This window comes from Rhodococcus sp. NPDC057014 (assembly GCF_042673295.1).
In the GTDB taxonomy this organism is placed as follows: Bacteria; Actinomycetota; Actinomycetes; order Mycobacteriales; family Mycobacteriaceae; genus Rhodococcus_F.
The window spans coordinates 1-12433 of sequence record NZ_JBHUSF010000280.1 but is presented as its reverse complement, the minus strand read 5'-3'; the positions used below and the strand labels follow the sequence as shown (position 1 = coordinate 12433).

Here is a 12433-nt window from a genome sequence, read left to right as displayed (position 1 = left end):
GTTCGAGGGCCGGTGGGGTGGCCGACGGGTTCCCGTTACAGAACCGCGATCAGCCGCGCGTCCGTTTTCCCCTGCTCCAAACGGTGCAGTCCTGCGGGAATGTCGTCGAACGCGATCTGCTCGGTGTGGGGACGAACCGATCCGTCCGCGACAAGCTCGAGTATCGCGCGCGCTTCGTCCTTCGTTCCGTTGGACGAGCCTACGATGCGGACTTCCTTCATCGTGATGTTCGGAATGGACACCGACGACATCTCTACCCCCAGGCCTACCCCGACGATGCGGCCACTGTGGCGAATGGCATCAACGGCGGAATCTAGAGTTCCGTCTGCGCCCGCGAAGTCGATGATCAAGTCCAATTGCTCGGATTCGAATTCGCGGATGTCCTTCGAACAGCCCTTCGCACCGAGCTCGCGTGCGAGTGGCCACCTCGCCTCGTTGAGCTCGCAGACGAACACGGTGGCCCCTGCCGCCAAGGCGATCTGGACGCCGAAGTAGCCGAGACCACCGAAACCGATGATGCCCACTTTCATCCCGGATTCGACCTGTCCAGCGGTATGTACGGCCCTGTACGCCGTCCGGCCGGAGCAGGTCGCCGGCGCGGCATCGCGGTACGAGAGCCCGTCGGGCAGTTTGACCGGCAGATGGGCCGGGACCTTGACTTTTTGAGCGTACCCACCGTTCATTGCGGTGCCCGGCCCATCGGTAGTGGCGGGTATCCCGACGCGGTCACCTTTGACGAACTCGGTAACGTCAGTTCCGACTGCGGACACGGTACCGACGATCTCGTGCCCGAGGACGATGGGTACGTGCCCGAGTAGCGCCGTGATGGTTCCGTCCATGAAGCCGATGTCCGAGTGGCACAGTCCGACCGCCCTGGTGTCGACGATGATGTCGGTGGGTCCGGGCTCCGGGTCAGCCACCTCGACCATGTGCAGTGGTTCGTCTATCGCCGTGAATTGCCATGCCTTCATCTGCTGGGAGGCCTTTCGAGGTTGATGTGTGTAGGGGACTTCACCACTGCAGCGGCAAGCTGACAACGGCACCGACGATTCCGGAACGGTGTTCGATCTGCTCTCCGGGAGCGATCTCGAAATCGGGGATACGAGCGAGCCACTGCTTCAGCGTGGTTGTGATCTCCTTGCGCGCCAGGTAGGAGCCCGCGCAGTGGTGCACTCCGTGGCCGAAAGTGAAGTGCTCGGTACTTTTTCGCTTCAGGTCGACGTCCATGGGACATCCTGTCACCTGTGGATCCAGTCCGAAGAGCATCGTCGGCAAGGCGATCATGTCGCCGTCGAGTAGCATGACTCCGTCCATCTCGCTGTCGCCATTGATGATTCGAGCATCGGCGACCAGTCCGTATCGACGCAACAACTCTTCGGCCGCGTTGTCGATGAGGTCCGGATTATCGACGAGGGTCTTTCGATCGGAGGGGTTCTCGGCAAGATGTTGCATCATGAAGCTGAGAAAGTTGACGACAGTGTCCAGTCCTGCAAGCAGAAGCAGCCCACAGATTCGCAGGCATTCGTCCTGTGTCAGCGGACGCCCCTCGACGGTACTTGTGACTACCGCGCTGATGGCGTCCGGTCCGGGGTTTTCACGTCGTTCGTTGATGACGGGCCCGAGGTAGTCGAAGAACAGGTTCGTTGCCTCGGTCATCGTCATCGTGCCGTCGGGTCGCGTCATCTGGTCTGCGATGAACTTCAGGCGCGCCGAATCCGAGCTCGGTAGGTCGACCAGACGCAAGAACACCTCCACCGGGAAGATCTCGGCGAACGCTTTCGTGAAGTCGCACTTACCTTCGGCGACGATCGATTCGATCAGATCGGCCGCAATGCCTTCGATTTCACCCTCGATGCGACGGATCGAGCCCGGGCCTACGGCCGAGTTGAGCACTTTCCGGTACGGCCGGTGCTCGGGTGGGTCGAGCGAGGTGGGTATGAAGCTGTACTGCTCACCTGCTTCTTTCGGGAGGAAGGGACACTTGCTCGAGAAGGTCTCGTGGTTCTCGAAGACCTCCTTGAGGAGTTGGCCGCGCACCGCGATCCAGTGCCCACCGTTGTGTGGCGTCCACACCAGGCCGTGGCCGTTGTCCTGTAAGCCGGCCCACGCAGCCTGTAGACCACTACTGATGTCCCCTGGCGCGAACATGTCGAAATCGACCACGCGCTCCGGCGGTACGTTGCTGGGAAGGTTCTGGGTCTTGATGCTTGTGGTCATGTGCTGTCCTTCTGGTTGGTGTGAGCGTTCCGGCAGTCACCACTGTTCGGGGGCGACGCGAACGACGAGTGAGGCGAGCTCGTCGCGCATGACCAGCTGGCAACCGAGACGGCTGTTGGGGAGAACTTCGGATGCTGCGTCACCGAGCATTTCGTCCTCGTTGGCGGACTTGGGGGGTAGCTTTTCGAGGTGACTCTCCACGTACACGTGGCAGGTGGCGCACGATGCGCTGCCTCCACAGTCACCGACAATCGATTCGATTCCGTGTGATACAGCGGCTTTCATGATCGAGGTACCCACCGGTACCTCGACCGCTTCCAATTCCCCGTCGGGGCAGATATAGGTGACGGTTGGCATGACTGTCCTTTCGTAAGCGGTTCGGATGCTCGGTGCTAGGCGTGAATCGTCTCTGCGATTCGTCGTTTGCCCGACTGGAACGCCGCAGCGTGGTTGATGGCATCGACTGCGATGAGCCGACCTTCTCTCAGATACTCGACTGCGAAGGAGGTGCCCGCGGAGTCGTCGATGACCCGCGTCTCGTCGTATCCGTTGGAGAGCCCGACGATCTTCAGGCTGTGCTCGTACTGATTCGACCAAAACCACGGAACCTGCCACGGTTTCGGAGCTCCGCCAGTCAGTGTGTTCGCCGCGCGGCGGGCGTGTTCGACAGCGTTGGCGACCGATTCGATTCTCACGCGGCGGTCGTAGAATCCACTGTGGAAGTCCACGCAATCTCCGAGGGCGAGGATATTCGGGTCGCTCGTTGTCATCGAATCGTCGACGATGATGCCGTTGCCGATCTCCAGACCGGCGTCGCGGGCGAGTTCGATATTGGGCTCCAACCCGACTCCCACTACCAGATTGTCGACATGGTATTCAGACCCGTCGGACGTCGCGACACGATCTACCCGCCCGTCTGCACCGAACGACAGGCTCTCGATCGTGGTGGAGGTCAAGATCTCCACGCCTCGTTTGGCATGTTCCCGTTCGAAGAACTGCGAGACCACCGGCGCCGTCACCCTCGCGAGAACGCGGGGCGCGGCTTCGAGCAGGATCACTCTCTGGCCAGCCTTCACTGCGGCTGCGGCCACTTCCAGTCCGATGTAGCCGGCGCCCACGATCATCAAAACGCGCCCCGTTTGAAAGCAGGAACGCAGTCGCGCGCAGTCGTCGAGGGTGCGCAGCTCATGGACGTTGGTGGGCCGTGTTTCGAGTTGAGCAATGAGCGGGAGCTCGCGGGCGCGGCCTCCGACCGCCAGGACCAGACGATCGTAGGAGAGGGACTGCTTCGCATTCATGCTCAAGGTTCGAGCAGTCGCGTCGATGCCGTCGACGCGACTTCCCAAGCGAAGGTCGACATTCTTCTTGGCGTATAGTGGTGCGCCTTTCAACGGATCAGGGTCAGCGAAGACGGCATCCATCCTCAGGAGGTCCTTCGACAGCGGCGGCCGGTGGTACGGCGCGTGAGCCTCATCGCTCAGGACAACGATTTCACCTGTCCAGCCTGCGCTTCGGGAAGCGAAGGCAACCTCGGCGCCGGCGGTGCCACCGCCCACGACGACAAGTCGCCGTCCCACAGCGGCCTGATTTTCGCTGGTCACAAGTCACACTCCATCTCAGTGGCGGTTTCTCGGGCGTCCTCGGCCCACCCATTCAGCGCGTTAAAGGCGAACGGAGCCTGTGTTCCGCCGCAGCTACCGCGTGTAAGTAGAAGTTGTTCCGACACTGGAGACTTTCTCCTTCATTTGCGGGCGGCCAAGGAGGTGCTTGTCACGAGCGCTGATTGCCGTTCAGCGTTCGTGGTGTCGCAGTGGCGCGTTGTCCGCTTTGCTGATCTGGGCCCTCAAGCTGTTCGGCGGTGGGGCTGCCGTCAACGGTGGAGGCCAGGAGTACCGGCGTCCTCGGTGGGTTTGCATTCGGGCCGGATTCGGTCGAGGGCAGTTCCCGAGTCGATGTCGAACTATTGGGCTATTACCAACCTAGGCGTGCAGGCTGTCGATTGCATCGGGCGCTCGGCACACAGATGGCTCGGAATTTTAGTCTGTGCGCCCAATCACAGTTACCCTGCAAAGTGTGCTCGGTCATATCGGGCGGCGAGGCCTCATGGAGAGGCGTGTCCTCGCCTGGACAGAGGAGAGCCCCGTCGACTTGCGCAAGCTCATTCTTGCGTGAGTACTGCCGTCCCAAGCCAAAAGGCCAGTTCTAGTGCGTTTTCGAGATCCAGCCTGTGATCCCGTACGGGGTACCCGAGCTGGTCTTCGATCTTCTTGAGCCGGTAGACGACAGAATTCTTGTGCATGTGCAGCGCGTCAGCGGTAGCGGCGTAACTGCCGCCCGTTCGTAGAAACTCTCGTAGTGTCGCACGCAACTGACCGGCGGCGGTGTCATCGACTCCGAGGGGGCCCAGGATGTCGGCCACCCAGGCTCGGGTTGCGCCCAGGTCGTTGCACATCAACGTCACCGCTCCCAGGTCGCTGGCGCACACGATTCCTGGACCAGACGATTCCGACGCCTGCACGACGATTCTGGCGAGATCGGCTTCGTTGTGAGTACGCACGAACCCCTCGATGCCGTCGCGAGGCTGCCCGATTGCGACGATGACAGGACTGTCCCAACGGCGCCTGACAGCGCTCAGACGTTCACTGTCGACGGTCTCAGAGTCGCCCAGCGGCACCCACGCGCGTGCCATGTACTCGTCGCGTGCCTCGAACAGAGGAGGTGCACTGGTACCAAGTTGGCATGCAAGAGCATTTGCGGCCGATTCGAGATGCGCTAACCCCACCTCGGGGCTCTGCGCGCGGTCGCTCCACGCGACGATGCCGAGATGGCATTGGCCGAAGTGGTATCCCAACAACTTCTCGGTCGGTTCGACCTCGACAGGGCGATTCGCAAGAATATCGTTGATTCGTGCTGATCTGGAGGCGCTACGACGCGATCGCCAAGCGTCTCGTTCGAATTCGTAGGTGGACAACAACTGTTGGGCGATCAGGTTTACGTGGGCGGATACCAGGGTTGTGATCTCGAGCGCGGCACCAGCGGTGACCGTTGCGCTTTCGCTGCGAAGGGCTAACTCCTGCAAACACCAACGAACGACACTGTCTTGGTACAGCCGGTATGCATGCTCGAGAGCTGTAATCGGGATGTCACGCTGCGCGAGCAATCGAGCTAGCTCGGTGGCGGGCCCCGACGGCCCTACCTGCTCGATTTCTATATCGTGCCGCAAGATCTCCATTGTGATGGCGAAGTTGTGGGCTGCACCGGCATTCAACTGGTCGAGGATCGGTTGATCGGCAGCGAAATATTCGATCTCAGTTATCAGGCGCGCGACGATGACGCCAGCAATCTCGCTGAGGCGGGCGTCGGCAACGGCCGTGATCGCTGAGACTATTTCTCTCACTTGCGAATCAGCATCGTTCGGTCGGCTGTCGTCGACACGGTCAGGCAATTTCGCCACCCTTAGTCTGCCGTTCCGATTCGGAGTCTGTGCGTTCGGAGGTTAATCGCTCGACTGGTCAATGTTGGCTTTCGTTCATCGCAGAGTGTGGGCGAGCAGCGTGCAGAGTGCGCGTTCTCGCTTGAGCCGGCGATTCGACGATGTCAAGCTCGTACGGCTTTGCGACGGTGTTGCAACCTGTCGGCCTTGCCTCATGCTGCGCGATGCGTTCTTGCGTGTTTCTGCTGAGCTGCGCTTGTAGGGAAACCGGCATTTTGACCATCGCCTGCGATTCTAGAATCGGCAATCTCCTCTTCTTCGGGCGTGACGGGCGCCACAGGTGATCACTGTAGGCTTTTCAGGCCGTCACGGTCAACGTCAGGGTTGATTCGGGCTGTGGTCGGCATGCATTCGAGGTGACCTAGAGGTCGCCGCGGGCGCCTACGCAGCGCGGGGCCATTGAAGCCTGCGACAGTACCTTCGGCGCAGGTCAATGCGCAAAAATGTGATCAGCCCCCCGGAAGGCGCCATCTCCGATGCACGGCTCTGGTTGGCCGGAGCCTCCGCGGCATCGACTGCCTGCACTGGGCGTGGTGCGCACCGAATACGTGCCGCGGTCCCGGCTCCCCAGGCGATTCACCAGCCATGTTTAACCTGTTTTAACCCGGCCAGAGCCATACCTCGTCGCGGTGTCGAGAGCCCTCAGGGGTGGTGCTCGGCCAGCTTGATCCTGATTACGGTGTCGGTCAGGTGGTGCAGTCCGCGCTCTGTCCGCGAGATCATCGAGATGGGAAGATGCTCATCCGCGAGGCGGCGGAGGATCTGGAGGGTGTCCGCGAGTGTGGCTCGATTACGACCCGGTCAGCTCGCCCTTCAGCAGCAACCGCACGTCGCCGGCCAGCGCCCCGGCGATCGCCACCCGCGCTTGGGCGCCTGATAGTTGGCCTGGGATGTTGGATCGATGCTCCGAGTCCAACACGTGCGAGTCCCATAGGGGTGATGAGGAGCCCTTCCGTAATGCCCACGCGGCCCTGCGGCGTAAACAGTTTCATGACGGCCGCGCGGCGCCGACCTGGTAGTGAATCGGCCAGTGTAGTTTGGCGCTGCTCGACTGCCCAGCGCAGGTGGGGGAGACCTGACCCGCGCCGACTCAGACGGGCGTCAGCACTCGGCGGCTCGATAACGGCGATTCTCCGCAGTAGCGTGCTCATGCCTGCCCCAGACGGCAGTTGCACCTCTCGCCGCAGCGGACCTCGAGGCGGTCGGATGTCGTAGGCCTCCGCCCGCGGAGCACACGCGCATGTGTCACGGTCGTCATGCCTGACTGTCCAATGGTATTGGAGTGCAGTCGAGTCTGCTCCCGGTAGTAGGTTCTGTGTGCGGTGTCCTAAGCGTCGGGGTTCAACGCACCCTCGAAGAAGAGGCTGCAGAAGGCGTCGATGGTCTGTTTGGCATTGACCTTGCGCGGTCCCGGCTTCAACCACCGGTGGGTCCAGTTGATCATCCCGAACAATGCCTTGGCCATCAGTGGCGTGGGGATGTCAGCGCGGAAGGTTCCCTCGGCTACAAGGTCGTCAAGCAAGTCGGAGACGATCTTCTCGAACCGCTTGGTCTTCCGGAGCATGTCTTTGGCCCAGGGCGTCGACTGGAACTCGAGCTTCGCCATGTCTTCCTGGATGTACAGGTATACGTACGGGTAGTTGTTCTCGTACGACAGCAGCTGGAGTTCGACCAGGTGGCGGAGTTTCTCGGCGGGGGATAGATCGAGTGCCAGCACAGCTTCCGCAGCCTTGATGTTCTCGTCGAGGACGCCGCTGACCACATCGTGGAAAAGCGCCTGAAAGAGCTCCTTCTTGCTGGCGAAGTAGTAGTAGATTGACGCGCGGTCGGTGCCGAACCGTTCCGCGATGTCGTTCAACGTTGCGGCTTCGTAGCCCTTCTCCTGGAACACGATGGCGGCATCCTGCAACAACTCGCGGCGTTTTGCCTGGTAGTTGGGACTGCTTTCGTTCTGCGCGCTACGCCGGCGCCGGCTCATCCCGCTGCTGGTAGTCACTGTGGTTCTGGGCACGTACGGAATGGTACGCGTTCCCCGCCCGAACCGCTATCAACGTTGACGTCAATCAACTTCAACGTTGACAGATCCTGTCCCGTCGCATAACGTCGGTACAACCACCGCTTCGGCTGCTATCGCTCCACACTAGTTCCATGAGTGAGGGTCCATGACGTACAACGACGACTGGTGCGAGGTGACACCCGTCGGAGACCTCTTGGTCCGCGGTGCCCACCGTCATCCTCATCGGGACCTAATCGTCTTTCCCGGCAACCGCTACACCTACGAAGAGGTCCTCGACCGTGCCACCCGTGTTGCCAGGGGCCTGCTCGCGCTCGGCGTGCAGCTCGGAGACCACGTCGGACTCCTCGCCCCGAACGGCATCGAATTCGTGGAGGGCTTCTTCGGCGCCGCCTTGATCGGCGGTATCGTGGTTCCGCTCAACGCCCGGCACAAGGCAGCCGAGCTCGCGTACATCATCGAGAATGCCGATCTCAAAGTGCTCCTCACGATGGCAGGAACCGATGAGTACGTCGACTTCGTGGACCTTGTCCATGACGCTCTCCCGTCTTTGTCGGGGGCGGCGTCCACGTCACGGCTCGCGCTCCCCGAGGCCCCACTGTTGCGGGGCGCCGTGCTCATGCGGGGCGAGGGCAAGGCCGGCTTCATCGGTCGATCAGAGTTCGACCACCTGGCCGGACGTCAGACCTGCCATGACGTGCATCAACAGCGGCTGCGTGTGCGCGTCCGCGACACCGCGGCGATCCTCTATACATCCGGGACGACAGCACACCCCAAGGGCTGCATGCTCTCGCATGAGGCGTTGACTCGCGGTCCGGTCGATCGTGCCGCGAAGCGGCTGACGACCGATGGGCGTCATATCAGCTGGGCTGCTGGACCGCTCTTCCACATAGCAGCCCTCGCACCATTGCTGGGAGCCATTGGGGCGGGTGGTACGTACCTGACCGACATCTACTTCGAGCCCGGGCGGGCACTCGAGCTGATTGCACGCGAACGCCCCACGACCGCCTGGCCATGGTTCCCCGCCTCGATTCAGGCTCTGATGGATCATCCGACGTTCGATGCCGGGGCTTTCGCCTCCTTGCGCTATCTGTTTCTGATCGGGCCGCGCGTTCTCATCGAGCAGGTGCAGCGAATGTTTCCGGCCGCCGAGTTGGTGGCGGCCTGTGGGATGACGGAAACCGCGGGCATCTACGCCCTGAGCGAGCGGTCGGAGACCATCGCCGACCGATCTGGAGCGCAGGGAAAGCCGGCGCCGGGGATCGAGGTACGCATCATCGACCCTGATACCGGCGCCGAGCAGCCCATCGACGTGCCCGGGGAGATCCTGGTGCGTGGCTACTGTGTCACCGAGGGCTACTACAAGGATCCGGTCAAGACCGCCGAGGCACTCGACGCAGGCCGATGGCTCCACACCGGCGACCTGTACAGCCGCAGGGAGTCCGGCTGTCTGGTCTTCCACGGACGGCTCAAGGACATGCTCAAAGTAGGTGGAGAGAACGTCGCCGCCATCGAGGTCGAAGCGTTACTCTGCGAGCATCCTGCCGTGAAAACCGCCGCTGTCATCGGATGCCCCGATGAGCGGCTCGACGAGGTTCCAGTGGCATTTGTCGAGATCCGAGCGGGTCACACCCTCCGAGCGGATGACCTGATCGAGTTCTGTCAGGGAAGGATCAGCAATTTCAAGATACCCCGCGCTGTGTACTTCCTTTGCCCCCACGAGTGGCCGATGTCCGCAACCAAGATCAACAAGCGTCAACTGCAGGTCCGTCTCGCGGAACTGACAACCGAAATGGATGCATTGTAGGAGGACTGCATCAAACTTCAGCTCAACGCTGGCGATCATTCATACTATCCAGCGGAGCGTCTCTCACGTTTCGGCGCCGTCTCACTATGTTCCGACGTATTCGGTTGAAGGACACTAACGTCGCAGCGAACCGGTTGGGGCATGGAAGTCGGCGAGACACTCGTATGCGATGGATCCTCTCCCGCCCAGAGCATTTCCGCGCTCGCCGTCAACTCCGCGGTGCCGTGGAAGACGGGCGCCCTGTCAGTAGTGACGGAGGAACTCGCCTTTCCGGCCACTGACACGATGCACGAGCACCGCTATCTTCCGGACCGGCGTCGCAACTATAGACTCCCGTCGACCTCGGTTTTTGACGAAGGGCAGCGTGGTGCACCGCTCGCGGTGGTTTGCTCACCCCTGTAGCCGCGCCGCACACACACCTCGGATCGCTGCGCGCGTTTTCTCGGAGGTGATGGATCGGTCCGCATCGAGTATCCGTGCGAGCCTGTTGAAGTAGGTCGGTGCGTCCATACCGAACTCCTCGAAAATCAGTCTGCTCGCGCCTCCGCCGAAAGGATGCCAGCGCAGCGCGAATTCCAGCATCGGACGTTGGAAACGGTCATTGGCGTCTGCGAGCACGTGCGATCTCCGATTCTTCGCGATGTGTTCCGTATTCGAGAAGCGTCTACTCGGGAGCGCCGTTTTAGTCTGGCGCGGTGAAGGATTGATGTTCCGGCGAGCGAGCGTCTCGAGCCAGCGCTCGGATACTGCGCCCATCTCTGTCGAGGGCCGCGATCAGCTCTTCTTTCGACGCGAAGGTGGTCTGGCCGCGGATCCAGTGGTCCAGCTGCACGGTGATCTCACGACCATACAGATCTTCCTGGAAGTCGAGTAGATGCGCCTCCAGTAGTCGTGGTCCCACGCGCCCATAGAACGTAGATCGTCGCCCGATCGACAAGGCCGACATCACAGATCGTCCATCGGGGAGAACACAACGACCAGCCCACACTCCATCGACGAGTCCCGTGTAGGCGTCCTCGTCGACCACCAGATTGGCCGTCGGGAAGCCCAACTCGCGGCCTCGCTGATCACCGTGTATGACCACGCCGCGCACGGAATGAATCGACGTCGAGGTCGATCCAATTGGCGATTTCGTTGTGGGGGCCGCCGCAGGATCGCTGGCCGGATCCAGCACGGCAGCGATCCCGAGATCGCACAGAGCGACGTGGAGATCTGCTGGTGATGCGAGCAGGCGGGGCGCAGTAATCCCCAATTCGCGAAGGATCTGCGCGATATCGGCATTTCTGCCTACCCGCTTGCAGTCACGCTCGTCTGGCGTGAGTGTGAAGGAGTCAATGTTGTTGATGTTCCGCTCGACAACAATTGCGCCGCCACCGTGGCTGGCAACGAACGCGAACATGTCTTGCAGGCCCTGGTCGGCGGGGGATGCGTGGGGCGCGTAGTTGGACTCTCGGTGTACATGCACCAGAGAGGTGTCGATGGTGTGCGGTTCTCCGATTCGGTAGGCGACATAGTCGGACCCGGTGGCATCACTGTGGAAGCCAGACGTGCGGAGATCGCCGTACGGTCCAGCGTGGGTCACCGTGAAGGTGGTACGAACATGCAGTTCAACGGCTCGACGATAGAGAATGAGATCGTCGGCGGTCACCCAGTTCAGTTGGTGAACCTTGGCAAACTGACGGCACTCGTGTGCGCGCGCATTCTGAGTGGGGTCCTTCTCTGAGACCAACGCCGCGAATGCGCCCACCTGCCGAAGTCCTGCCGCCCGATTGAGGTCGGTGATCACTTCGGCTGGGCCCGGATAGGCGAGAACACCACCGTCGTCTACGCAATGCGGAATGATATGGCCTGGTCGGGTGAATTGGCGGGCTGTGCTCGCGGGGCTGGCCAGCTGCCGAAGAGTGTGCGCTCGATCTGACGCTGAGATTCCGGTGTCGACGCCATCGATTGCGTCGACCGCCACCGCATACCAACCACCGGATTGCTGACGGTCCGTTCCCGCCATGGGTGGGAAGTCGAGACGGGTGCATTCACGTCGTGTGACGGCAGCGCAGATGAAGCCGGAGCTGTGCTGGACGAGGAACGCGACGGAAGCCGGCGATGCCTTCTCCGCTGCAAGAAGTAGATATCCATCGGGATCACCGGTCGGGCCGGGCGCAAGCACGATGGGCCTGCCGGCAGCGAGGTCGGAGAGGCTCTGTTGTACCCGCGTCATCGAACTGGCCATATCAGTGGATCTCCATTCTGTTTCTGCCAGCGGTAGAAGGAAATATCGGTGACTGTGTCACTGCCGAACCAATGCGCGGATTCCTTCTGTGACAAGGATCGCAACCCTTCCGGATTGAGTCAACATCAACGTAGATGTTTTGATGGGCTAGCGGGTTGGAAGCCGTGGGGATCCGAGCTGCCATTCAGAAGAGGGTGCGTGCTCGTCAAAATGGCCGGGGCGGTCGCTGAGGAGTCGGAGATTGCATTCCCATCTCGCCGTCGCGGGCCTGGTCTGCTCATCTTGGTCGGAGCGAAAGATTGGGGTGGCACGCTTATGTGATGCCAGACCATGCGACGCGAGCGTTCTTCGCATCCATGAGTCAACGATCGTAGTGACTACGTGGTCAACCTGAGCCCCTCGCCGAAGAACTCGGCGACTATCGTCTCATTGCCGCAGTCTCACAAGGCCCCCGCATAAAAGGTAGTAGGGGCGCTCCGCACAGGCGGTGCGCTTCAGCATGAGGCGGCCCACCGAGGTCGCCGGAAACAGAAGGATGCGAACTGTGGAAATTCAGGGAACCGCCGCACTGGTCACCGGAGCCGCCTCGGGCCTCGGTGCCGCCACCGCCAAGCGTCTCGCCGACGCCGGAGCCACCGTGTTCGGACTGGACCTGCAGCAGTCCATCGAACGGGC

Annotated in this window: 10 protein-coding genes; 2 read left to right on the top strand and 8 right to left on the bottom strand. The window is 61.5% G+C overall.

Going from position 1 to position 12433, the window contains the following annotated elements:
• Positions 1–35: 35 nt before the first annotated feature.
• From ACFTZB_RS35400 to ACFTZB_RS35375, 6 genes are all read right to left on the bottom strand, one after another.
• Positions 36–929, bottom strand: coding sequence for an alcohol dehydrogenase catalytic domain-containing protein (locus ACFTZB_RS35400; RefSeq protein ID WP_378438986.1), 894 nt, complete (start codon positions 927–929; stop codon positions 36–38).
• An 82-nt stretch (positions 930–1011) separates the two neighbouring features.
• The gene (locus ACFTZB_RS35395; protein ID WP_378438984.1) at positions 1012–2217 is read right to left on the bottom strand and encodes a cytochrome P450; all 1206 of its coding nucleotides are present in this window, start codon (positions 2215–2217) and stop codon (positions 1012–1014) included.
• Between the two features lie 36 nt (positions 2218–2253).
• On the bottom strand, positions 2254–2574 hold the full coding sequence (locus tag ACFTZB_RS35390) for a 2Fe-2S iron-sulfur cluster-binding protein (RefSeq protein ID WP_378438982.1): 321 nt from the start codon (positions 2572–2574) through the stop codon (positions 2254–2256).
• A gap of 35 nt (positions 2575–2609) precedes the next feature.
• Complete coding sequence (locus ACFTZB_RS35385; RefSeq protein ID WP_378438980.1) at positions 2610–3818, bottom strand: NAD(P)/FAD-dependent oxidoreductase; 1209 nt, start codon at positions 3816–3818, stop codon at positions 2610–2612.
• A 557-nt stretch (positions 3819–4375) separates the two neighbouring features.
• Positions 4376–5671 carry a PucR family transcriptional regulator gene (locus ACFTZB_RS35380; protein ID WP_378438978.1) on the bottom strand — a complete coding sequence of 432 codons (1296 nt, stop codon included), beginning with the start codon at positions 5669–5671 and terminating at the stop codon, positions 4376–4378.
• Between the two features lie 1366 nt (positions 5672–7037).
• Complete coding sequence (locus tag ACFTZB_RS35375) at positions 7038–7721, bottom strand: TetR/AcrR family transcriptional regulator (RefSeq protein WP_378438976.1); 684 nt, start codon at positions 7719–7721, stop codon at positions 7038–7040.
• Between the two features lie 151 nt (positions 7722–7872).
• On the opposite strand from ACFTZB_RS35375, the gene ACFTZB_RS35370 reads away from it, so the two are divergent.
• Positions 7873–9531, top strand: coding sequence for a class I adenylate-forming enzyme family protein (locus ACFTZB_RS35370; RefSeq protein ID WP_378438974.1), 1659 nt, complete (start codon positions 7873–7875; stop codon positions 9529–9531).
• A gap of 390 nt (positions 9532–9921) precedes the next feature.
• Here the strand turns inward: ACFTZB_RS35370 and ACFTZB_RS35365 are convergent, their stop codons facing one another.
• Both ACFTZB_RS35365 and ACFTZB_RS35360 read right to left on the bottom strand, forming a co-directional pair.
• Entirely contained in the window at positions 9922–10149 is a 228-nt protein-coding gene (locus ACFTZB_RS35365) for a DUF3263 domain-containing protein (RefSeq protein ID WP_378438972.1), read from the bottom strand.
• 64 nt (positions 10150–10213) lie between these two features.
• On the bottom strand, positions 10214–11758 hold the full coding sequence (locus tag ACFTZB_RS35360; RefSeq protein ID WP_378438970.1) for a 3,4-dihydroxy-2-butanone-4-phosphate synthase: 1545 nt from the start codon (positions 11756–11758) through the stop codon (positions 10214–10216).
• A gap of 544 nt (positions 11759–12302) precedes the next feature.
• Here ACFTZB_RS35360 and ACFTZB_RS35355 point away from each other — a divergent pair.
• On the top strand, positions 12303–12433 hold a 131-nt coding region (locus ACFTZB_RS35355), incomplete at its 3' end, for an SDR family NAD(P)-dependent oxidoreductase (RefSeq protein ID WP_378438988.1).